Raw genomic sequence first — 22,639 nt, forward strand, 5'->3', positions numbered from 1 at the left:
CTGCTGAAGGACTCTTTATTTTCCGGGCACTCCCACGAATAGGTCAGCCGAAACCAGCCTGCTTCCGCTCGGCAAAAAGCGTAAGTAAAAAGACACCGCTCCTATTCACTAAGAAAATGGCGGTGTCTTTCGTTTCTATTCTGCTCGGCTAAGCATATTTCCCAAGTACATCGGTTGATAAGTCGGATCAGACAAGACTTGCTTGACTTGATCCGGGCGTGTCTTGTGGTCGTTCGGCAGTTGCTTCCACTCGTCTAGCGTGACCCAGCCAGCCCATTCAATTTCTTCATCGACGATACCACCTGGCGTAGGGTTTGTTTCTTCACCGACGAGCTTCGCCAGAACTCCCACTCCGACTGTATGCTTGCCGTTCCCTTCCTGATCGATCCGATCGTCTATCCAGATCAATCGCTCCATTTCCACGAGGAGTCCGGTCTCTTCCATCACTTCTCTTTTCGCCGCGTCTGGAATCGCTTCCAAATATTCTACGATTCCCCCTGGCAGGTTGTAAAAGATGCCTCGTTGTGTCTGCTCACGGATGAGGAGGACTTTCCCTTCGTGTTCCACTACTACGGTGACTCTCAAGCGAATCGCTGACATTTCGCTCGCTCCCTTCTCAGATGGCAGGCGTACGCGTAACATTCAGGGAATCGACACCGGAGTGCGCTAACCATTCCTGTAATGCCATAAGTCCATATTGTTCCAAAAACTTTGCTTCAGAATCCGCGATTGCATGAAGCATCATGAACCTGATTACGTCCTTGCCGTTTGTATAATATTCAAGTCCAGCCTCTTCATAATAGGCAGGGGTCAGTACCATATGATTCAAAACCGATTTTTCCACGATTGTATCCCCGAGCGAAAAGATGCTCCCAGACTCCATGCGGGTCGTTTGACTCTCCCACTGACGAATTACCTGGGCCGCTACTCTCGCCAAATGGGTAATCATTCTCTGCTCAAACTGATAAGAATAGACGAGGTACTCCGTTGCCCCCATCTTGTGCAGCTCAAGTGTGGCATACGTCCACCAACCTCGATTGCGTGTAGCCGGATAGACGGCAATCAGGATATCCGCATCCTCGGATTGATACAGCTCACCTTGACTCCCAAAAAAGCGGTGGCAATGATCCATTAATTGCTTTACCACTATCATATGTGCAACCCCGCTCCAAAAAGTATGAAAACCTCTACGGCTGCCTGCTCATAGAAGAGCAACTGCATCTTTGTGAAATGGTTGTGCTCGCCCGAAAAAAGCATGCCTGGATACGTAGGCATACTTCGATGATGTTGGGCAGCATTTTCTTGTATATACGAACATTTTATCATTGTGTGAAGCGAATGTACATGTTTGAACACGCGCAAAAAAGCCCCCGGTAATCCCGAAGGCACTGTGCTTGTTTATTTCGTGACTTTCACCGAAATCGTCATGCTTTTTCCATAGTATTACTAATGAAAAGTCGACTGATCAGCTCTGCACCGCCCTCATAGACTGTCAGCTTGGATATTTTTCCGGCATATTTGGCTGAACTGACGGTCACACCCGGCGCAAGCCCGATGATTTCTCCGTTCTCATTGACCGTATCGAAAAAGTAACCAATATTCTCCATTTACGTAATAAAACATGTAAGGAGTGAATTGCGCATGACCGACTTCGTATCCATCATATTGATAGCACTACCCCTACTTAGTTGGGGCTTTATCGTAAATTCCCAGTCAATTCGTAAAAGATGGCTGTATGTACTATTCACATTCATCCTTTTTTGGGGGATTGTCGAATTAGTATATTACTTTGACCCTCCATCCCCTCACTATGAGTAATCCATGAACTAAACTAATGGTGCGATTTCCTCACAATTCTTACATATCAACTTGAATACAGGGAGTAATTTATCTATGAAATTATTTTTAAAGCTCACAGTGGGCACTTTAGCAACTGGCTGGTTCTTTCTTCTTTGGTGTAAGCAAATGATTCTTGCAAGTGACATTCCAGTAACAATTTCATTCAATGAAATGCAAGATTTCCTACAGATTTTTAGCATTTCTACTATCCTTGCTCTTGTCTATATCAGGTTTGTTGATGATACAAAATTGCATTATTTTCTTGTAATCCCCATCCTATTATGGGGTGACAACACAATTCGAGATTTGAAGTACAATTACCATCCATACGATACATTGATGAGCTGTGTAAGTCTTAGTGGATGTTTGCTCATCTTTCTATACTCAATATTAAGACAGCGTCATAGATTGAACTGACTCGATCATTACGACTTTGACATGGTATGATTTAGGAAACGCTTTTGGAGGTGTTCCCGTGTTAAAAAAGTTCCAGGAATACACTTACATCGTAGTTATGTCCATTGCGTTTGTCATCGATTGGATAGCTTCATAGAAGGATTTCTTTTGCCCGATCCAATGGTCGGGTTTTTTATTTTTTCGCGCCGCTATTCTTTCTCCAGTTCTCATGTTTTCCTCGCTGTTTTACTTAATTGGTAAGATACTTTGCAAGTTGGCTAACGGAATAACATGATAATGATAACAAGCAAAAAACCCGCCTTCTAATGGGAAGACGGGTGACCTTGATATCTATCCAATTGTTATTGTTACTTTTTCCATCTCCTCTCGTCTTGTTTATTAGTAATTCCACTTTTTAGGAGGAACCAGGCACTTATGAAAAACAAGACAGCTTGTCTCGTCCTTTCGATTAGTCAAAGCATCTATGCCATTTTCTTATTGGCTTGGGTAATTTCTGTTATTTTTACCATTGTGCTTCTACCTGAAGATGAATATGATACTGGAGCGCCGGAAGTATTCTATACGATCCTATCGTATCCGCTTGTACTACTTGCCTCAGCGATGGGCAGTTGGTACTACTATCACAAGTTGAAATTCAAAACGAGTTACGCACTCAACGCCATTCCTTTACTTTGGGTCATTCCGATGGCGTTATTTATGATCTTATTATGGAAATTCGGTTTGTCCTCATAAAAACAGCCCTCCGGCGAATTACCTCCAGAGGGCTTATGCGTTTCCCCTAATAAAGAAGGGGCAAATAAAAAATACGTGTCTGAACGAATCAGACACGTATTTACACGTTATAGAAACGGTTATCCAATAGAACCTTCCATCTCGAACTTGATCAGACGGTTCATCTCTACCGCGTACTCCATCGGCAACTCTTTCGTGAATGGCTCGATGAAGCCCATTACGATCATTTCAGTAGCTTCTGCTTCTGACAAACCGCGGCTCATCAGGTAGAAGAGCTGATCCTCGGATACTTTGGATACAGTCGCTTCGTGCTCAAGCGTGATGCTGTCGTTCATGATCTCGTTGTACGGGATCGTGTCGGACGTGGACAGTTTATCCAGAATCAGCGTATCGCACTTGATGTTGGACTTGGAGCCTTCCGATTTGCGTCCAAACTGGGACAGACCACGGTAGGTTACTTTTCCGCCATCACGTGAGATCGACTTGGAAATGATCGTCGATGTGCAATCTGGCGCCAGGTGAATCATTTTCGCACCTGCGTCTTGGTGTTGTCCTTTTCCTGCTACTGCGATGGAAAGAACAGTACCTTTCGCGCGAGGTCCTTTCATGATAACAGCTGGGTATTTCATCGTCAGCTTGGAACCGATATTACCATCGATCCATTCCATGTTCGCATCCGCGTAAGCAACCGCACGTTTGGTAACGAGGTTGTATACGTTGTTGGACCAGTTTTGGATCGTGGTGTAACGGCAACGAGCGCGTTCTTTTACGATGATTTCTACAACAGCGGAGTGCAAGGAATCCGTGCTGTAGATTGGAGCAGTACAGCCCTCTACATAGTGAACGAAGGAATCTTCATCGGCGATGATCAGCGTACGCTCGAATTGACCCATGTTCTCGGAGTTGATGCGGAAGTATGCTTGCAGCGGAGTTTCTACTTTCACGCCTTTTGGTACGTAAATGAAGGAACCACCGGACCATACTGCCGAGTTCAGTGCAGAAAACTTGTTGTCAGCTGGAGGAATAACAGTCGCGAAGTATTCCTTCACGATTTCTGGGTGCAGTTTTACTGCGGAATCCATGTCGCAGAAGAGAACGCCCAGTTTTTCCAGGTCTTCCTGCATGTTGTGGTAAACTACCTCAGATTCATACTGAGCCGATACACCTGCGAGGAACTTTTGCTCTGCTTCTGGAATACCCAGCTTGTCAAAGGTTGCCTTGATTTCTTCCGGCACCTCATCCCAGCTACGGCCTTGCTTTTCAGAAGGCTTTACGTAGTAGGTGATGCTGTCAAAATCGAGGTCATCCAGATCGCCGCCCCATTTTGGCATCGGCATGCTGTTGAAGATGTCCAGTGCTTTGAGACGGAATTCCAGCATCCATGCTGGCTCATCCTTGATCTTCGAAATTTCTTCGACGATCTCGCGGGTCAAACCCTTTTTCGTACGGAATACGGAAACGTCTTTATCGTGGAAACCGTACTGATACTCCTGTATTTCTGGGCCTTTAACAGCCATCGTTGCTCACTCCTTCGTGTTTATTTCCCTTACTCATCCCTATTCCTGCTCTGCCTGTTTGACGCCTTGCTCCAATGCTTTCCAAGCCAATGTCGCGCACTTGATTCGCGCTGGGAACTTGGCTACGCCAGACAAAGCTTCAATATCGCCAAGATCAATCGAGTCATCGATATCTTTACCTTGCATCATATCGGAGAATTTCTGTGACAGCTCCAGTGCTTCAGCAACTGGTTTGCCTTTGATCGCATCCGTCATCATTGATGCAGATGACATGCTGATCGAGCAGCCTTCTCCGAGGAACTTGGCATCTACCACCTTGCCATCCTCCACTTTCAAGGAGAGCGAGATGCTGTCGCCACAGGTCGGGTTATTCAAATTTACAATGAGTCCTTCGGATTCTTCCAGCTTCCCGCGGTTGCGTGGTTTCTGGTAGTGATCCATAATGACGCGGCGGTATAAATCATCAAGAGAAGACATTGCCGAAATACTCCTTCGTCTTCTTCAAGCCCGCGATCAGCACATCTACTTCTTCTTCTGTATTGTACAGATAGAAGCTTGCCCGAGCGGTAGCCGTCACATTCAGCCAACGCATCAGCGGTTGTGCGCAGTGATGACCGGCACGAACTGCGATTCCGTAGCTGTCGAGCACCGTCGCCAAATCATGCGGATGTACCGTATCCAGGTTGAATGTAATTAAGCAGCTGCGATCCTGCTGTGGGCCGTAAATCTTCAGTCCTTCAATCTCGCGCATTTGTTCCATCGCGTATTTCACGAGATGTTTTTCATGACGCTCGATATTGTCCATTCCGATCTCTTCCAAAAAGTCAATCGCTGCTCCCAATCCGATAGCTCCTGCGATGATCGGTGTACCTCCTTCAAATTTCCAAGGAAGCTCCTTCCACGTGGAGTCGTACATATCCACATAGTCGATCATTTCTCCGCCGAACTCCATCGGCTCCACACGCTCCAGCACCTCACGCTTGCCATACAGGACACCTACGCCTGTCGGACCAGCCATCTTGTGCGCGGAAAACGTATAAAAATCGCAATCCAAATCCTGAACGTCGATTTTCTTGTGTGGAGCACCCTGCGCTCCGTCAACAAAGAGAAGTGCACCATGCTGATGGGCGATTTGGGCAATTTCCTTGATTGGGGTAGTATCCCCCAATACGTTGGAAACATGGTGAATGGCAACGAGTTTGGTATTGTCCGTAATCGTTTCCTTAACCGCTTCCAGAGTAACGGTGCCGTCCTCTGCCAGCGGAATGAACTTAAAAGTCGCTCCGGTCGCCTTGGCTGCCTGCTGCCAAGGAATGAAATTGGCGTGATGCTCCACCAATGTGGTCACGATTTCATCTCCCGGCTTAAGGAACATGCGAGCATAGCCATACGCTACCGTATTACAAGCAGATGTCGTACCACGCGTAAAGACGATTTCTGCGGCTTCACGGGCATTGATGAAGGCGCGAACTTTTTCACGCGCGCCCTCGTACCCATCTGTCGCTATGTTGCCCAAGGTGTGCACGCCACGGTGCACATTGGAGTTATACTCCCTGTAGTATTTAGCCATCGCCTCAATAACCTGAATCGGTTTTTGAGAGGTTGCACCATTGTCCAAGTAAACGAGCGGATGTCCGTTTACTTCCTGGTCAAGGATGGGAAAATATTTCCGAAGCTCCTTGGCGTTCATTAGCCTAACTTCCTTTCAAGCGCCTGACGGAGTCTGTTTTTCACTTCTTCTACTGGAATCTCAGCGACAACTGGCTCCAGGAAGCCGAGAATGATCAGACGTTCTGCGCCTTGACGGGAAATACCACGGGACATCAAGTAGAAGATAGACTCTTCACTAAAACGTCCTACCGAAGCTGCGTGACCCGCTTTAACGTCATCCTCGTCGATCAACAGGATCGGGTTGGCATCACCGCGAGATTTATCGCTCAGCATCAGGATGTTTTCCGCCTGTACGCCGTTTGCCTTTTCAGCGCCTTTTTCGATTTTCGTGATACCGTTCAGGATACTCACTGCTTCATCCGTCATAACAGCCTTGCTCACCATGTCAGACTCGGTGTGCGTGCCGATATGCTGAACTTGGGAAGTGAGGTTTTGACGTTGGGAACCAGTACCTACAGAAATGGATTTGGTCTCTGCGATCGAAGCAGTTCCCTTGAGGATGGTGGTATTGTTGGCAACGGTATTGCCATCGTTCATCTCACCCAAAATCCATTCCATTTTTCCATCGCGCTCAACGGTTGCACGACGGAAGCTGTAGTCGTGAACGTCTACAGACAGAGAACGTACAGAAGCTACTTGCACAGATGCGCCCGCGCCTACATATACTTCAACTAGGCTGTTCGCCACCATGCTTTTGCCTTCGCCAGATACATATGTATCCACGTAGGTTACTTTGCTGTTCGTTTCTGCCACGATCAAAACATGTGGAGCCAACAGAGCGTTGTCGCCTGCGATTTCATACACAGCTTGCAGTGGAACATCTACTTCCACGTTTTTCGGAACGTAGAGGAATACGCCACCATTCACAACTGCCGTATGCAGAGCAGTCAGCTTGTGCTCATCAAGTGCGATTACGTTCAGCAAGTATTTTTGCACGAGATCGCCGTGTGTTTGCAGTGCATCAGCAAACGTCGTGAAAATCACGCCTTGTGCCTTCAGCTCATCAGATACTGCTTGAAAAACGGTAGAAGCATTTTTTTGTACCAACAGGTTTTTCACGCTGTCGACATCGATTTGTGCTTTTACCAAATCGCTGAGTTCATTCGCCGCTGCCACCTTTGCAGTGGTTTGGAACGGATCGAAATCAACGGTATTCCATTTATCAATCTTCGTTTTCTCCAAGGCAGGGAGCGCCAGCTCTCCCGCCGCCTTCAGTCCAGCGAGGCGCTTTTCCAGGAACCAGGCAGGCTCCTGATTAGCTTTGGAGTACTGGGTGATCGCCTCGGAATCGAAGCGTAGCTGTACATCCACACTCATTTCACTGCTGCCTCCTTCATCCTACACGTTGGCGTTTACGGTTTCGTCCTCGATGCCGAGCTCTTCCTTGATCCAGTCATAGCCTTCTGCCTCCAGGCGTTCAGCCAGCTCAGGACCACCGGACTTCACGATACGACCTTGCATCATGACGTGTACGAAGTCAGGCTTTACATAGTTCAGCAAACGCTGGTAGTGCGTAATAATCAAGAATCCGCGGTCTGCGGAGCGCATTTCGTTTACACCAGCTGCAACGATTTTCAATGCGTCGATGTCCAAACCGGAGTCGATTTCATCCAGAATACAGATAGCTGGCTCCAAGAGCATCATTTGCAGAATCTCGTTACGCTTTTTCTCACCACCGGAGAAACCTTCGTTCAGGTAACGGTGGGAGAAAGACTCATCCATTTCCAGCGTGTTCATCTTTTTGTCCATCTCACGGATGAATTTCATCAGGGAGATTTCGTTTCCTTCGCCACGGCGTGCGTTGATCGCAGAGCGCAGGAAGTCAGAGTTAGTTACACCGCTGATTTCGGACGGGTATTGCATCGCCAGGAACAGACCTGCACGTGCGCGTTCGTCTACTGCCATTTCCAACAAGTCTTCGTCATTGATCAGCACTTCGCCATCGGTTACCTCATATTTTGGGTGACCCATCAACGTGGATGCCAATGTCGATTTACCGGTACCATTTGGTCCCATGATCGCGTGCACTTCGCCGCCCTTGATCTCCAAATTCAGGCCTTTGAGGATCTCTTTGTCCTCGATCTTGGCGCGAAGGTTTTTTATTTGCAAATGCGGTACTGCTGTCATCTGAATTCCCTCCATACACGTCAAAAGTGAGTTGGTAAATTCTCAATCCATTCTCAATAACTATCTTATAATAAGAATAATTATAAATCAAGGAATGAAACATATCTGTATTTTTTATATCATTATATTTAGAAAGTCCGTTTTTGCTCATGAATCCTTCCTAAATATTGTTGCCTCCGCAGCATTTTTCCCTTTGTAACTTTTGGACATACGTTTCCGTCTAAATTCTAGGTAATTTTTGCAAAAAAACACCACTGGATACCTAGAAAGGGATGGAGCATTTTGAAAAAGAGTAACAAGAAACTCGCTATTGGACTCGCTATTGTCTTACTACTTGTAGGTGGCACCACAGTCTTCGCAAAAACGGGCACAGAGAAAATACCTGCTCGTTTCTCCAACATTAAATTGATAGTCAATGACCAGGTCGTCAAAACGAAAGCAGAACCATTCATATATAATGGAAACGTTTATGCACCTGTAGCGACTGTTGCCAATGCACTCGGCATAAAGCAGGAATGGGACAATAAAACCCCTGCTGTCCGTTTTTCAGGCGCTGGCGGGAGCACCGGTGGCAGTAGCATTCCAGAAGCAATTGTCCAGCAGGCAAAAGACACCTTGCCGCTTCCTTGTGACCCTTCCGATGTAAAAGGTAGCTTGTACTATTGCGGACCAGAGAAAGAGGTCGTTTCCAAAGGTTATGTCAATCTGACAGGAATGAGTGATCAGGAGTTTCTCGTTATGTATCGCTATCACACTATTGAAGGGCTCCCTTGGGAAGCTTACCTGACTCTTTTCCGTCAGTCAAATGGAAAAGTTGTCCCAATCAATACCTCGAAAGTATTCGATGGCAGCAAGTAACGGATGAGCTAAAAACCGTCGGTCACTGACGGTTTTTTCTGTTTTCACGAAGAAAAAACGGATAGACCTTATTGTCTACCCGTTTCTTTCTTGTTCGATTACTTTACTTTAGGACCCGCATTCGCAATATCTGCTGCATTCGGGAATTTTTTCTCGAAGTTCTCAATGAAGCGTGCAGCCAGATCAGCCGCTTGCTTGTCGTATTCTTCCTTGTTTGCCCATGTATTGCGTGGTTGCAGAACTTCAGCAGGAACGTTCGGGCAAGAAGTCGGTACTTGTACCCCGAAAATCTCGTCAGATACATAGTCTACTTTTTCCAGCTCACCGTTCAATGCTGCTGTTACCATCGCACGCGTGTAGGACAGCTTCATACGTTGCCCAACACCTACCGGGCCACCAGTCCAACCAGTGTTCACCAGGTATACTTGAACCTTGCGATCGTCAATCTTCTTACCGAGCATTTCTGCATATACTACAGGATGCAGTGGCAAGAATGGAGAACCGAAGCAAGTAGAAAACTCTGTTTGCGGAGCAGTTACACCACGCTCTGTACCTGCCATTTTGCTGGTGTAGCCAGACAGGAAGTGATACATGGCTTGCTCTTTATTCAGCTTGGAGATTGGAGGCAATACACCGAACGAATCGGCTGTCAAAAAGACGATGACATTTGGTTGCCCGCCCACGCCTGGAATCACAGCACCCGGAATTGCTTCCACTGGGTATGCAGCGCGTGTATTCTCTGTATATTTGGTGCTATCGTAGTCTGCTACACGAGTCGCTTCGTTTACGTCTACATTTTCAAGTACGGTACCGAACTGGATTGCTTTCCAGATTTGCGGTTCGCCTTCTTCAGACAGCTTGACGCATTTTGCATAGCATCCACCTTCGATATTGAACACGCCATTGTCAGACCAGCCGTGCTCATCGTCACCGATCAAGAAGCGGTCCGGGTCAGCAGACAGCGTTGTTTTTCCTGTACCGGACAAACCGAAGAACAGGGCAACGTCACCGTCTTTACCTACGTTCGCAGAGCAGTGCATCGAGAGTACGTTGCGCTCTGGAAGCAGCATGTTCATGACGCTGAAGATCGACTTTTTCATTTCGCCAGCATACTCAGTGCCACCGATCAATACTGTCTTTTGCTCAAAGCTCATCACGATGAAGGTCTCGGAGTTTGTTCCGTGTACCGCAGGATTGGCCTTGAAATTAGGCGCATAAATAACCGTGAATTCTGATTCGTGCGCAGCCAGTTCTTCTTCGGACGGACGGATAAACAGCTGACGTGCAAACAGGTTATGCCATGCGAATTCGTTCACTACGCGGATTGGCAGGCGATAGGTTGTATCTGCACCCGCAAAGCCATCGAAGACAAACAGTTCATCTTTTGATTGTAAGTATTGGAGCACGTCTTGTTGAAGTGCTTGGAATTTTTCAGTACTGATTGGTTGGTTAACCGGACCCCAGTTGATTTTATCGTGTACGGAAGCTTCGTCCACCACAAATTTGTCCTTTGGCGAACGGCCGGTAAACTTCCCTGTTAGCGCATTGAGCGCCCCCTTATCGGTCAAAATCCCTTCGCCACGCTTCACTGCCATCTCAACAAGATTAGCTACAGGTAAGTTATGATACACTTTTGTAGCTCCAAGAATGTCAGTAAGCTTTTGAACCGTATTGGTTTCCATGTGTGAACGATCTCCTTCCCAAAATGTGTATCATTTATTGTGACTTTCTAATTGTCGCTCGATTTGTAATTAGTATATCACATTTAGCTAAATAAGCTACATAATTTTATAATCTCTCATGGAGAATGTGTGAATAACCCTCCTCATGCGTATTATTCCCCAACAGCAGTATTTTGTCCACAAACCAATCAGTCTATCGACTATACGGGAAGTACACAGAGACATTTTCCCCACAAAAAGAGCAACACCAAGAGTTTACTCCCTTAGTGTTGCTCTCACAAGGCATAAAGATTTACGTATTTTCAAACGTTTTTACGACTGTCTGACACAAAATCGCCACACCTTTTTCCAATGCAGAGCGGTCAAAGTGCATCAGCGGATGATGCAGCCCTGGCACCAAATCACATCCAAGAGCCAGCATCGTCGCCTTGATATGAGGGCGCTCCACCGTATAGTAGTGGAAATCCTCCGCTCCCGGACTGACAGGAGCCGCTCGCAAATTCTCTTGACCGAGCACATCTACGATCGCCTGCTCCATAAATGCCTTCGCTTGATCATCGACCTCCGCCGCCATCATGCGAGAACCGGACTCTACCTCTATGCGTGCCTGAAAAGACTCCTCGACTCCGTTAATCATTTGACGAACGCGATTCTCGAGGGTCTCCATCGCCTCATTCGTCTGCGCTCGCAGATCGAGAGCAAAACGCGCCTTGTCCGGAATAATGTTGTAGCTCTCTCCCCCGGCTTGCAGCATGGTCATTTTAACGGTAGCAGGCACCATCGGATTGATATGTATATGCCCGAGTCCAGAAATAATGGCTCCCGCTACTTCTATCGCATTGATCCCGAGATGCGGTCTCGCTCCGTGCGCAGCCACTCCTGTGATTTCTCCGTAAAGGAACATAGCTGCTCCATTGTAAATAGCGGGTCCCGCGGTTCCATTTGCCATCTCCTGAATCGGTCTTAAGTGAACACCGTACAAATAATCGATGTCATCGGCAACACCCTTCTCCACCAGCTTCAATGCTCCCGTTCCTTTTTCTTCTGCTGGTTGGAACAAAATTTTTAACGTTCCCGGCGGTTGATATCCAGCGGCAACCAATGCTTCTACCGTTTCCACGATCAATGTCATATGGGCGTCATGACCGCAGGAATGATTCGCGCGCCATTCACCGCCCACTTCTTGCCAGAGAGCATCGATATCTGTGCGCAAGCCAACAACTGGCTTCCCTTCGCCCCATTCAGCCACTAATCCTGTACAATCGTCAAAAGTCGTAACACGCAGTCCCAAGGCACGCATGCGCTCGGCCAAATAACGAGTCGTTTCTACTTCCTTCCAGCTTATCTCCGGATTCTCATGCAGATGACGGAATGTTTCGGCAATAGCATCTTTACGTGCGGCAACCGTCTGTTGCAACGACATAACAGTAGACATTAAAGCGCCTCCTCCAAAACCGTTTCTTCCTATTATATCACACTGCCCTAATAGACAGTTCACCGACAGGTCAGTCGCAAAATGGCATCGAGCTTCAATTGGTCGCGCAATGGCCCTGCTATTTGCACCTTTTCTTTGGCGAGCGCATAGACGAGCTCATCGCCGCCAAACAGCATGTGCATTTGTTTCTCCGCTCCCCTGATGATCAGATCGGCAGACTGCTCTTCTGTCCACACATCCCATGATGCAACGCCTTTTGCTATCGTCAATTGCCACTGTGACGGTGAATCATCGACCACAATTCCGATCCTGCGCTCCCATCCTGCTGTTATGAATCGCAAGTGTGCTTTTCCTTGCAGTCTCTCGCCCAGTTCAAAAAGCAGTCTGCCCATTCCGATCATCTGCATTCCACCCCTCTCTTCCCAATTGGGTTCGTGGCCTGTCAGGTCGAATCCTTTGGCGAGGAATGAGAGTCACTGTCGGCTGTTGTCAGGGGAGCCATCTTTTTCTCGACATTTTAGAAAGACCTTTAAAGAAGGCTTTGAGTCAACATAGTGGAGGAGAAGAAAAAGCACAGTTCCCTTCGACTCTGACACGCCCACAAGGGGGATTCACTGACCGTCTCCACTTTAAAAAGGGGACCGTCGAGCCAAAGCCACCCTACGGGCGGACGTTTCTCAAGGAAGAAGTGTTCGACAAGCGTGGTCCCTTTTTTAAGTTCCGACTGGGGAGGCTTTGTCAAGGTCTACGAGCCCTGTGCTTTTTCTTCTCACCAGCTTTGTTTGTTCATCGGAACCTTCTAAAACTAAAAAAACATCCACAACCGCAACCGCTTTTTCCGCACCACAGTAGTGAGATGGCAAATAAAAAAAGCATCCGCTTTACGCAGATGCTTCCTGAAACACTACTCATCAAACTCGTCTTTATCGAGTCGCACCTCAAGGTGGTGACCATCGGGTGTCTCAAAATACAAATTATAGCTAGTAGGCTGTGTAATTGGACCACGATAGCAAATATTCTCTGCCTCCAGCTTATCGACCAGATAGTCCAGCTCAGCTCGGCTTTGCACAGAGAAGGCGAGATGATCGACCTGCCCTACGCCGCCTTTCCCAGCTTCCCCGCCATGAGGATGAAGACCGATCCGTGTGTATGTGCCAATTTGAAAGTAGACAGGTGCTCCTTCCGTCATATTCTCTTCCGGGATAGGGACTTCCAAAATGTCCTTAAAAAAACGAGCTACCTTCACAACATCACTACAATTCAATGCGATGTGGTGAACGGCTTTCAAATGAAACATTCACACTGCCTCCCACGTCAACTCAGGTCATGCGCTCTTGTGCGACATTAGCTTTTCTTTTATTGTACTGCTTCAATCGCTCGCTTAACCGTCTTAAACGAATCATCAATGCTTCCCGCCAATCGTCATCCTGTAACTCCTTGGCGACTCCGAGCAGATCAAGTGAAATATCGATCTGCTGCTTTAATACTTCGGCGAAGCTGGCCGCTTCATCCGTCATGGTACAATTCTCAAACAACTCGGATGTATTGTCAACACTCACAAAGTCAGCAAAATCCACTTCTGGAGCCTGATCTCCCTGAGCATATTCTACTAAAATTTCGTATTCTCCCTCAATACCGGGATGAACCTCAATTCTGTCACATACAGGACAAAACATGATGGGGACATTGTGTACAAGCGTTTTATAATGACGGACTGAGCCTACGGAACCTACCATTCCAGCACCACAACAAAAACTCATATAGTCTCCCTCCCTATTCGCCAAATGAAACGTCCATGTCCGTTTCTTGGTCGAAACTTTCTGTCTGTATCCGCATTGTAGCTTATATACCCATTAACACTCCACCCGCAAATGATACCAATGAAGGAAATCGCATAAAGATTTGGTTTATCTATTTTACTCGATTTACTTTGATTTCTGCAACATTTTCTGACTAGTGTGAATATTTTCCCTCATTTGCCTAAATCCATCATACAAGATAGTCTTAATCTATCCGATAATAAGGAATAATAATCGTTTTAGCAAAAATTCAAAAGGAGAGCGGTTTCATGTTTCGTTTCAAAAGTCTTCGTGCTCGGACTCTGACTATTACCCTTCCTGTCATTATCTTGACACTTTTGCTCGTTGTGGGTATCGGTTTCTGGTTCTCTGTCGACCAACTGAACCAGGAAATTGAGGACAAAATGAATTATCAACTAGATATGGTCGGCAGCAATGTGGAAAAGCAACTGGAAGCCCACAGCAAGGTAACCCTGAGTATGGCTCGCTTTATTGAAATGGCTCCTATTACAAATTCGCTGGAGCAGTTAAATTCCCTGCTGTCCAAAACCGTTCTCATTAATGACACGACGGTTGGAATGGGAATTTTCATGGAACCTTACGCTTTTGACCCGAACAAAAAACTCGTTGCTACATACGGGGCAAAGACTGACGGCAAGGTTAACATTACAGATGAATACAGCAGCGACTCCTATAACTATCCAAATCAAGACTGGTACAAGGTCGGCATCACGACCACAAAGAAAAGCGATTATTCAGAGCCGTACTTTGACGAAATTTCCAAGGTGTCAATGGTGACGGTAGTCGCTCCTTTTTACACCCCGGATAAAAAGCTTCTGGGTGTGGCCACAGACGATATTACCCTCACTGACGTGGAAAAGCTCGTCTCTAGTACAAAAGTAGGCGAAACAGGTTGGGCCTTTTTGGTGGATCAAAAAGGGAGATACCTCGCTCATCCTCAATCAGACAAGCTGATGAATCATTCCGTTCAATCTGACGAGAATGCTTCCTTGGCAGCAATAGGTCCTTCTCTTCTAGAAGAGAAGTCAGGCATGAAGACGTTTAACGATGAAAACGGCATCAATCGTGTTTATTTTCAAGAGCTCGGAGATACAAACTGGACAATCGCTCTCGTTATGCCAGAAAAAGAAATTGCAGATCCTCTCTATGACTTGTTCTTTGAGCTTTGTACAGTGAGCCTGATCGGTCTGTTGATCATGATTGCTGTCATTTATTCCTTCAGCAAATACCTGACCAAACAAATCGAGCGAGCCAACCAGCTGTCGCAAGCCCTCTCCAACGGCGATTTTACTGCTTCCATGGATATTCAGACAGCCGATGAGATAGGGGTTATGGCAAATCGCTTCAACTCCATGACGGCAACCTTGCGCGAAACGCTGGGTCAAGTCAGCTTCAACGCTCAACAGGTTGCTGCTACGTCTGAGCAATTGATGGCAAGTGCGGAACAGACGAGCAAAGCAACAGAGCAGATCGCTCAATCCGTTCAAGAAATTGCCTACGGTACTGAGCAGCAAGTGGATGCGACTGTTCAAGGCTATGAAGTCATCAACGAGATTGCCGTACACATTGAAGCGATGGAAAAAGGAATTGAGGATGTAAATCTCTCTACACAAGAAGCGAACCGCCAAGCCACAGATGGCAATCAGATGGCAGCTAAAACGGTCGAGCACATGGATGTGATCCATAGCCAGATGGCCAAGACCTCTACCATCGTCAATACGCTAGGCCAGCGCTCCCAAGAGATTGGAGAAATGATCTCACTCATCACGACGATCGCCAATCAAACCAACCTGCTCGCTCTGAACGCCGCTATCGAAGCAGCTCGCGCCGGAGAACAAGGACGAGGCTTTGCAGTTGTAGCCGACGAGGTGCGCAAGTTGGCCGAGCAGTCCAGCTCTGCCGCTGAGCAAGTCAGTCACATCGTCACCGTGATTCAGCAGGACACAGGCTCAGCGATCGCGGCAATGAATCATGGCGCTTCTATTTTGGGAGAAGGCATGACACTCGTTCGCTCAACAGGAAATGCATTTGAGCAAATTACTGGCTCCACGTCAGGGCTGCTCGACCGTATGAATGAAGTGACAACAGAAATGAGCAAGATCAGTCAGCAAATGCAAACGATTGTATCTGCAATAACGCATATTACACAAATCGCAGAACAATCAGCTGGCAACTCTCAAACAGTTGCAGCAGCAGCGGAAGAACAAACCGCTTCCATGGAGGAAATCTCTTCGGCTGCAACGATGCTAGCGAAAATGGCAGAAGAGCTAAATGATGCGGTACGAACATTCAAGCTGGAGTAGTCCATCCCTAAATAAAGAAAAGCCGGAGCATAAAAGCCCCGGCTTTTTTGTTTCCTATTCTTTTACCATCGCTTCGTATTTGTCTGCATCCATCAGCTTGTCCAGCCCAGCTGCATCAGACAATTCGACGACGATCATCCATGCTTGCTCGTATGGCGAGGAGTTAACCAGTTCAGGTGCATCTTCCAGTTCGCCATTTACTTCTACTACTTTACCAGTCACAGGAGCGTACAGCTCAGAAACGGTTTTTACCGATTCCACGCTGCCAAACGGCTCATCCTGTTGGATTGTCGTGCCTACCTCAGGCAATTCGACAAACACGATGTCACCCAGCTCTGATTGAGCAAAAGAAGTGATTCCGATGTACGCCTTGTTTCCTTCTACTCGCACCCACTCATGCTCTTCACTGTAACGTAGATTTTTCGGGAATTCCATCGTTTACATATCCTCCTATCGGGTACAATCCATTACACATACATAATTAGACGAACATTCTAGGATTCCTCTTCGATCCCCAAAATTCTGAACAAGCGTTTTTTTACCAGTTGGAGACCCTTCTCTCCTGCCTGAAAATGACGTAACTGAAGAGCCTCGTCAAACAAATAAAAAGCGGGGACGTATTCATTCTGGAATGCATCGGCTGTCTCTCTATCATTATCGATTGCAATAGGGTGTGTCAAATGTTGTTCTGCAATCGCCTTCTTGATCATCTCGATGTCTGTATCTTTTTCCGATTGAGGCGTATGAATTCCAATGACCTTCAAACCGTTAGCAGCGTATTGGTCTCGCCATTCGTTTATGCTTGGCATCGATTCCTTGCACATGTAACAACTGACGGACCAGATATGCACCAAAACAGGACTTCCAGCCAAATCAGCTTTGGTAGCTTGCCCGTTGATCCACTCCGTAATCCCAGGAAAGTCAGGCATTTCTTCGTGCAAACGCATGAAAGCTCATCCCCTCTTTTTGGACTTCAACCGCTACACACTTGTTTTCATACGAAGAATCCCGGATTGATCGATGGCAGCCACTGCCTCTAACAGGATTTCGGGAGGTTGAACGAGAGCAATTCGTACATACCCTTCTCCTTCTTCGCCGAAGGCACTTCCCGGAACGACCACGACTCCGGCTTTCTCCAGTACAGCGAAGGCAAACTCTCGTGACGTCCAGCCGTTCGGTACAGCTGCCCAGACGAACATGGTCGCCTTGGGAGATGGAATGCTCCATCCTGCCTGTGCCAATGCCCCCAGCAGCACATCACGCCGTTCTTGGTAAACGGGTGCGACTGTGTTTTTCCCACCCGATTCCCGATCCCTTCGCAAAGCCTCAATGGCCATTTGCTGTACAGGCAAAAAGACGCCGTAATCGATATTGGATTTTACAATCGCAAGCGGCTTAATGATGTCTGCATTCCCTACAACGTAAGCGATCCGGCAACCTGCCATGTTAAAGCTCTTGGAAAACGAATTAAATTCGATTCCTACATCCTTCGCTCCTGACACTTGCAAAAAGCTCGGCGCTTGATAGCCGTCAAACACCATCTCCGAATATGCCAAATCATGAACCACGATAATGTCAAAACGCTTGGCAAAAGCCACGACCTCTTCAAAAAAGGCAAGGGTAGCGACCGCGGAAACCGGATTATTCGGATAGTTCAGAATCATGAACGTAGCACGAGCGGCAATCTCCTCTGGAATGTCTGTCAGCTTTGGCAAAAATCCATTTTCTGCCCGCAGTGGCATCCGGTATGGGACAGCTCCCGCCAAATGAACGCTGCCTTCGTAGATCGGATACCCGGGATCAGGTACGAGGACGATATCTCCAGGATCGGTCCATGCCAAAGCAAAGTGAGCCAATCCATCCTGTGATCCCATCAAGGAATGAACCTCCCCATCTGGCGCCAGCTCCACCCCAAAACGACATTGATACCAGCGGGCGACCTCTTCTCGGAAGGCCGCCGTTCCGTCGCTCAATGGATAGCGAAAAGCAGTTGGTTGCTGGATGGCATGGATTAACGTTTGAAGGAGATTCTCGTCAGGCTGCTGATCAGGACTGCCGATGCTCAAGTCGTATACCGTTCTTGTTTTGGCAGCTTCCCTTTTGCGAGCCTCCATCTCTGAAAAAATATCGGCGGTAAGATGGTTCAGTCTTTTGGAAGGTTGGCGCATCATGCCTTCCCTCCCCATGCCTTCTCCAGTTCTTCTTCTTTGAAACCAAGGGTTACGGTACGATCGCTTGCAATAAGAGGCCGTTTGATCAGCTTGCCATTGGAAGCCAACAGTTCAAGCATTTCATCCTCTGACATCGCAGGAAGCTTGTCCTTCAAGCCTAGCTCGCGGTAATGGACACCACTCACATTGAAAAACTTGCGTAAATCGAGACCGCTTGTCTGCCAAATTTGGCGTAGCTCTTCTTTGGACGGCGGTGCATCAACAATCGGAATTTCTTCAAAGGTAATATTTTGATCCGTGAGCCATTTTTTCGCTTTGCGGCATGTATCACATTTATTGTACAGGTAGGCTTTCATCGTCATATGTATTTCCTCGCTTTCGGTTTATGTCGTCGTTTCTTTCATTGTAAAAGAAGTACACCTAGCGGACAACGGTTACCGTATTGTAAAACGTCACGCCAGATCCTGCAGTTTCCGGCACTTCAATCAGCAAGTAGTTATTAAGTATGGAACGATCTGCCCCTTGTCCAAATTCATATGTTTGATAATGGACGAGCATTTCTTCCACCCAGATTCTAATTCCCTCAATCTCCACCGAATCTGTTTCGCTCTGGGATGTTTTGATCAAGAGATAGGTTTTGCCATTTAGAGCGGTGTTAAATGTATGGCCCTGACTATTTTGAATAAGCGGCTTGGCCCACGCTTGGATTTGCAAATCGGCTTCGGCTAGCTCCATCACACGATAGGTTGGATACATATCTTCCGGCAGCAGGTCTTGCTCTTGCTCCACATCCGTCCTATATCCAGCCGTCATGTTGTACCTTTCTACCGTCCACATTTGCCGATGATTACTCCTTTTTTTCATCGTCACCTCGTACAGCATACCGTCTGTCGTCGCTACAAGAATTCTCCTGGGATTTAATTGACTGCCTATCGTTTGAAAGCTCTCGATTTCCGTTTTCAACTCACTCTGCACAAAACGGCGGAGAACTTTTTTGTAGTTATGGTTGTCCGGATCTTTTTGCATTTGTAACAGCTCAGCTTCGTTATACTCGAGGCCCACACCCTTGTCGTCTGTCCAATCAAACGCTTCAACAACGGCGTCACGGTCCACCAACTTCTGACTCGCTTGTGTGGAAGTAACCGGCGTTTCAAGTGCTGCTTTTTTCGTATTCATATTTCCGATCTGCTTTGCCCCGATTTCGTACATCCCCCACATGCAACCGATTAGCACCATCGCTACCCAAAAAGAATGCAACCAGACTCGCATACCTCTGCCTCCTCACGTATTCAACGTGCTAAACAAAAACGACAGCCATCACTGTCTTCTGGCTGTCGTTCATACGTAAGCTGCTATTGCGACATGTTGCTTTCATTGCGCCTGCTTTTCGCAGTCTCTTCTTCATTCGTCCGAGCATCCGGATTTACCTGCCACATTTGCGAAAGCGGCGAGAAGGGCACCCCTAGTTGTTTGGCATTCTGGTCTTCCTCAGCCTCAGCCAGTGTCCCGGTTAAAGGCATGGTGTACTCAATATGCTCATCCATCTGCCCATCCTCCTTCACATGTCCTAGTGTGAGGAGTTTGCACGTCATTATGCAGACGGTTTTGCTTTGATCTCGACTTGGTAGCCAGCGTGCTTTCTCGTCTGGAATACACCATTGTCAAAAATCAAATACTGTGCTTTCACACCGATCAATCGCCCGCCGAGCTGTTCTTCTTTATCGAGTGTCTTGGAATTAATTTTATCTAGTGACTCCAAGATCGGATAGGCAATATCTACCCATTCGTCCTCGCGATATTGGAATGCTTTAAACTGTTCAGGAAAATGACCGTACACTTCGTCACGCATGGCGAGCAAGTCAATTTCCTTCACATCTCCCTTGAGCATTTTGCGCCAGTTGGTCTTGTCCGGCAAAAACTGACTCAAATGGAATTCAAGCTCCCCAGCCATCCGACGAGTGGGAAGCTCCGCAATCGGAATCGCGCGAATCGCACCTTGATCCACCCAGCGTCTCAATTCATTATGCTTGCGAGTCAATCCTACCTTTATATCACTCGATACTGCCAGATAGACAAAATGAGGAATCATGCAATATCTCTCGCCGAAGCTCTCGTCCCGGCAAGTCCCCAAGTCAAAATGACATTCATGCGGCTTGACGATGCACAAGTCATTTTCTGGCAGTTTGGTAAAACAGGGATAGCAATACCCGCTGTTAAACGTCTTGTTTGTTTTGCGGCCACAGGCAATGCAATTTTTTTCGCCCAAAAACGAAATCGTCAATTCACTGCCCAGCCATTCATTAAGCGGAAGGCGATCTTCACCGATATTCAAATAGTAGTCTACCGGCTTGTCCCCTCCATGGTACTCGTGTGTTAGTCCTTGCAAAATACCGCGGAGTTCCACCAAACTCTCTCCTCTCCTATGTACGGTTCTTCCATTTTAACATAACCGCCACCTACTCTGACCGCTGTTTTCTTTTGGTAGCATGTTTTCCCTGGCAGGAGGTGAACCTAATCACATCCCAGAAGAAGGAGGCGATTGTTCATGCGCAAATGCATACGGTACGCCTTGCTTTTCGCCTGCCTTCTTGGCTACGGCACTCTACCTACCTTTGCCCAGCAAACACTACCTTCGTATGAGCCGATCCACAGAATCGACACAGAGAAAAAGGTCGTCGCCCTCACTTTTGATGATGGGCCGGATGCTATCTACACGCCCAAAATTCTTGAGGTGCTGCACCAGTACAATGTTCGCGCTACGTTTTTTGTCCTTGGCTCACAAGTGGACAAGCATCCAAAGGTCATGCAGTGGATTTACAAGGCCGGGCATGAAATCGGCAACCACGGCTACCACCATTTTGACCTGAACAAGCTGACCGAGCATGAAGTGTACGAAGACATCAAGCATGCAGAGCGCTCCATTTTGAAGACGACCGGCATTTTGGCGCAATACTACCGTCCACCCTACGGCATCCTGACACATGACGTCATGAATGCGGTTCAATCCAGTGGCTACGACATCATTCACTGGTCCATTGATCCTCGTGATTGGTCTTTGGCACGCACGGCTAATGTCATTGCCAAAAGCGTCAAAAGCAATGTCTCCTCCGGGGATATCATCCTGTTTCATGATGGGGGTCTGAACCAACGGCAAACAGTCGCTGCGCTTCGGGAGCTCATCACGGATTTGCGTTCGCAGGGCTATCGGTTTGTCACGGTCAGTCAATTGTTGGATGCAGCAAAATAATACGGCACCAGTGCCTCGTTTTTCATGAAACGAAACGAAGCAACTGGTGCCTTTTTTTTACGCCAATACCTTGCCCAAGAACGAGCGTAAGCGATCGTTACTGCTGTTGCCAAAAACCTCGCTGGGATGACCTTCTGCCATGATGATACCCTGATCCATAAAAATGATGCGGTCGCCCACTTCCTTGGCAAAATTCATTTCGTGTGTAACGACTACCATTGTCATGCCTTCTTTGGCTAAATTTTTGATGACGGCAAGCACCTCTCCTACCAGCTCCGGGTCTAGGGCGGATGTCGGCTCATCAAACAGCATAACCTTTGGATTCATGGCGAGCGCCCTTGCGATTGCGACTCGTTGCATCTGCCCGCCAGACAGCCGCTCGGGATACACATCGGCCTTATCCTGGAGCCCCACCTTCTGCAAGAGAACCAAGCCTTGCTTGCGGGCTTCTTCCTGGGACATTTTCTTCACTTTTACAGGGGCCAGCATGACGTTTTCCAGCACCGTTTTATGCGGAAAGAGATTAAAGCGCTGAAAGACCATCCCGACCTCTTCTCTGACTTTATTAATATCGGTCTTGGGGTCTGACAAATCATGTCCGTTGATGACAATCCTTCCGCCGCTCATTTCCTCCAGCTGATTCAAGCAACGTAAAAACGTGCTCTTGCCCGAGCCAGACGGACCAATGACACAGACTACTTCCTTTTCTGCTACCTGAGTCGTAATGCCTTTCAACACTTTCAGATCGCCGTAGTTCTTCGTCAAATCCGACACCTGTATAATCATTTGTCTGTCCCCCTATTGCGATAAAACAAGCTTG

General features: G+C 47.4%; 25 protein-coding genes. 4 read left to right on the forward strand and 21 right to left on the reverse strand.

Features of this window, described 5'->3' with window-relative positions:
• Nucleotides 1-135: 135 nt before the first annotated feature.
• The 3 genes from C7R92_RS11725 to C7R92_RS11740 all read right to left on the reverse strand — a co-directional run bounded on the left by C7R92_RS11725 (nt 136) and on the right by C7R92_RS11740 (nt 1,607).
• Nucleotides 136-600 (reverse strand): NUDIX domain-containing protein, encoded by a 465-nt coding sequence (locus C7R92_RS11725; RefSeq protein ID WP_026133939.1) that lies wholly within the window; start codon nt 598-600, stop codon nt 136-138.
• Nucleotides 601-616: 16 nt separating this feature from the next.
• The gene (locus tag C7R92_RS11730; RefSeq protein ID WP_069848803.1) at nt 617-1,153 is read right to left on the reverse strand and encodes a suppressor of fused domain protein; all 537 of its coding nucleotides are present in this window, start codon (nt 1,151-1,153) and stop codon (nt 617-619) included.
• A 271-nt stretch (nt 1,154-1,424) separates the two neighbouring features.
• Nucleotides 1,425-1,607: a hypothetical protein gene (locus tag C7R92_RS11740; RefSeq protein ID WP_106834383.1), complete on the reverse strand. Its 183-nt coding sequence runs from the start codon at nt 1,605-1,607 to the stop codon at nt 1,425-1,427.
• A gap of 1,063 nt (nt 1,608-2,670) precedes the next feature.
• Here C7R92_RS11740 and C7R92_RS11750 point away from each other — a divergent pair.
• A complete protein-coding gene (locus tag C7R92_RS11750; RefSeq protein WP_106834385.1) occupies nt 2,671-2,988 on the forward strand; it encodes a hypothetical protein in 318 nt (105 codons plus the stop codon).
• Between the two features lie 119 nt (nt 2,989-3,107).
• Here C7R92_RS11750 and sufB read toward each other — a convergent pair whose 3' ends face one another.
• Genes sufB through sufC form a run of 5 tightly spaced genes read right to left on the reverse strand, consistent with a single transcriptional unit; the run spans nt 3,108 to nt 8,303 of the window.
• Nucleotides 3,108-4,505 carry a Fe-S cluster assembly protein SufB gene (gene sufB, locus C7R92_RS11755; protein ID WP_015893091.1) on the reverse strand — a complete coding sequence of 466 codons (1,398 nt, stop codon included), beginning with the start codon at nt 4,503-4,505 and terminating at the stop codon, nt 3,108-3,110.
• A gap of 39 nt (nt 4,506-4,544) precedes the next feature.
• Complete coding sequence (gene sufU / locus C7R92_RS11760) at nt 4,545-4,982, reverse strand: Fe-S cluster assembly sulfur transfer protein SufU (RefSeq protein ID WP_069848808.1); 438 nt, start codon at nt 4,980-4,982, stop codon at nt 4,545-4,547.
• Nucleotides 4,969-6,195, reverse strand: coding sequence for a cysteine desulfurase (locus C7R92_RS11765; RefSeq protein WP_017251434.1), 1,227 nt, complete (start codon nt 6,193-6,195; stop codon nt 4,969-4,971). Before C7R92_RS11765 ends, sufU begins: the two co-directional genes overlap by 14 nt.
• Nucleotides 6,195-7,493, reverse strand: coding sequence for a Fe-S cluster assembly protein SufD (gene sufD, locus C7R92_RS11770; protein WP_106834386.1), 1,299 nt, complete (start codon nt 7,491-7,493; stop codon nt 6,195-6,197). Before sufD ends, C7R92_RS11765 begins: the two co-directional genes overlap by 1 nt.
• 21 nt (nt 7,494-7,514) lie before the next feature.
• Nucleotides 7,515-8,303: a Fe-S cluster assembly ATPase SufC gene (sufC, locus tag C7R92_RS11775; protein WP_017251436.1), complete on the reverse strand. Its 789-nt coding sequence runs from the start codon at nt 8,301-8,303 to the stop codon at nt 7,515-7,517.
• A gap of 282 nt (nt 8,304-8,585) precedes the next feature.
• Here sufC and C7R92_RS11780 point away from each other — a divergent pair, with 282 nt between their 5' ends.
• Entirely contained in the window at nt 8,586-9,161 is a 576-nt protein-coding gene (locus C7R92_RS11780) for a stalk domain-containing protein (protein ID WP_158265745.1), read from the forward strand.
• A gap of 98 nt (nt 9,162-9,259) precedes the next feature.
• Here C7R92_RS11780 and pckA read toward each other — a convergent pair whose 3' ends face one another.
• The 5 genes from pckA to C7R92_RS11810 all read right to left on the reverse strand — a co-directional run bounded on the left by pckA (nt 9,260) and on the right by C7R92_RS11810 (nt 14,038).
• Nucleotides 9,260-10,843, reverse strand: coding sequence for a phosphoenolpyruvate carboxykinase (ATP) (gene pckA, locus C7R92_RS11785; RefSeq protein WP_106834388.1), 1,584 nt, complete (start codon nt 10,841-10,843; stop codon nt 9,260-9,262).
• Between the two features lie 292 nt (nt 10,844-11,135).
• Nucleotides 11,136-12,278, reverse strand: a complete 1,143-nt coding sequence (locus C7R92_RS11790; RefSeq protein ID WP_106834389.1) for a M20 peptidase aminoacylase family protein — start codon at nt 12,276-12,278, stop codon at nt 11,136-11,138.
• A gap of 59 nt (nt 12,279-12,337) precedes the next feature.
• Nucleotides 12,338-12,685 (reverse strand): SCP2 sterol-binding domain-containing protein, encoded by a 348-nt coding sequence (locus C7R92_RS11795; protein WP_244195727.1) that lies wholly within the window; start codon nt 12,683-12,685, stop codon nt 12,338-12,340.
• 497 nt (nt 12,686-13,182) lie between these two features.
• Nucleotides 13,183-13,575 carry a VOC family protein gene (locus C7R92_RS11805; RefSeq protein ID WP_007726371.1) on the reverse strand — a complete coding sequence of 131 codons (393 nt, stop codon included), beginning with the start codon at nt 13,573-13,575 and terminating at the stop codon, nt 13,183-13,185.
• A gap of 22 nt (nt 13,576-13,597) precedes the next feature.
• Entirely contained in the window at nt 13,598-14,038 is a 441-nt protein-coding gene (locus C7R92_RS11810) for a hypothetical protein (RefSeq protein ID WP_017251440.1), read from the reverse strand.
• Between the two features lie 308 nt (nt 14,039-14,346).
• Between C7R92_RS11810 and C7R92_RS11815 the strand changes: the two genes are divergently transcribed.
• A complete protein-coding gene (locus tag C7R92_RS11815) occupies nt 14,347-16,401 on the forward strand; it encodes a methyl-accepting chemotaxis protein (RefSeq protein ID WP_069848819.1) in 2,055 nt (684 codons plus the stop codon).
• A 54-nt stretch (nt 16,402-16,455) separates the two neighbouring features.
• Here C7R92_RS11815 and gcvH read toward each other — a convergent pair whose 3' ends face one another.
• The 7 genes from gcvH to C7R92_RS11850 all read right to left on the reverse strand — a co-directional run bounded on the left by gcvH (nt 16,456) and on the right by C7R92_RS11850 (nt 20,976).
• Complete coding sequence (gcvH, locus tag C7R92_RS11820) at nt 16,456-16,836, reverse strand: glycine cleavage system protein GcvH (RefSeq protein WP_017251442.1); 381 nt, start codon at nt 16,834-16,836, stop codon at nt 16,456-16,458.
• 59 nt (nt 16,837-16,895) lie between these two features.
• Complete coding sequence (locus C7R92_RS11825; RefSeq protein WP_106834390.1) at nt 16,896-17,348, reverse strand: redoxin domain-containing protein; 453 nt, start codon at nt 17,346-17,348, stop codon at nt 16,896-16,898.
• Between the two features lie 33 nt (nt 17,349-17,381).
• Nucleotides 17,382-18,572 (reverse strand): aminotransferase class I/II-fold pyridoxal phosphate-dependent enzyme, encoded by a 1,191-nt coding sequence (locus C7R92_RS11830; RefSeq protein ID WP_106834391.1) that lies wholly within the window; start codon nt 18,570-18,572, stop codon nt 17,382-17,384.
• The gene (locus C7R92_RS11835) at nt 18,569-18,934 is read right to left on the reverse strand and encodes an arsenate reductase family protein (protein WP_106834392.1); all 366 of its coding nucleotides are present in this window, start codon (nt 18,932-18,934) and stop codon (nt 18,569-18,571) included. Before C7R92_RS11835 ends, C7R92_RS11830 begins: the two co-directional genes overlap by 4 nt.
• 58 nt (nt 18,935-18,992) lie before the next feature.
• Nucleotides 18,993-19,841 carry a hypothetical protein gene (locus C7R92_RS11840; RefSeq protein ID WP_106834393.1) on the reverse strand — a complete coding sequence of 283 codons (849 nt, stop codon included), beginning with the start codon at nt 19,839-19,841 and terminating at the stop codon, nt 18,993-18,995.
• An 83-nt stretch (nt 19,842-19,924) separates the two neighbouring features.
• Nucleotides 19,925-20,116 (reverse strand): hypothetical protein, encoded by a 192-nt coding sequence (locus tag C7R92_RS11845; RefSeq protein ID WP_106834394.1) that lies wholly within the window; start codon nt 20,114-20,116, stop codon nt 19,925-19,927.
• A 47-nt stretch (nt 20,117-20,163) separates the two neighbouring features.
• Complete coding sequence (locus C7R92_RS11850; RefSeq protein WP_017251447.1) at nt 20,164-20,976, reverse strand: DUF2797 domain-containing protein; 813 nt, start codon at nt 20,974-20,976, stop codon at nt 20,164-20,166.
• 141 nt (nt 20,977-21,117) lie between these two features.
• Between C7R92_RS11850 and C7R92_RS11855 the strand changes: the two genes are divergently transcribed.
• On the forward strand, nt 21,118-21,819 hold the full coding sequence (locus C7R92_RS11855) for a polysaccharide deacetylase family protein (protein ID WP_017251448.1): 702 nt from the start codon (nt 21,118-21,120) through the stop codon (nt 21,817-21,819).
• Between the two features lie 57 nt (nt 21,820-21,876).
• Here C7R92_RS11855 and C7R92_RS11860 read toward each other — a convergent pair whose 3' ends face one another.
• Nucleotides 21,877-22,605 (reverse strand): amino acid ABC transporter ATP-binding protein, encoded by a 729-nt coding sequence (locus tag C7R92_RS11860; protein WP_083261665.1) that lies wholly within the window; start codon nt 22,603-22,605, stop codon nt 21,877-21,879.
• Between the last annotated feature and the right edge of the window lie 34 nt (nt 22,606-22,639).

The sequence above is a fragment of the Brevibacillus porteri genome, from assembly GCF_003013475.1.
Taxonomy (GTDB): domain Bacteria; phylum Bacillota; class Bacilli; order Brevibacillales; family Brevibacillaceae; genus Brevibacillus; species Brevibacillus porteri.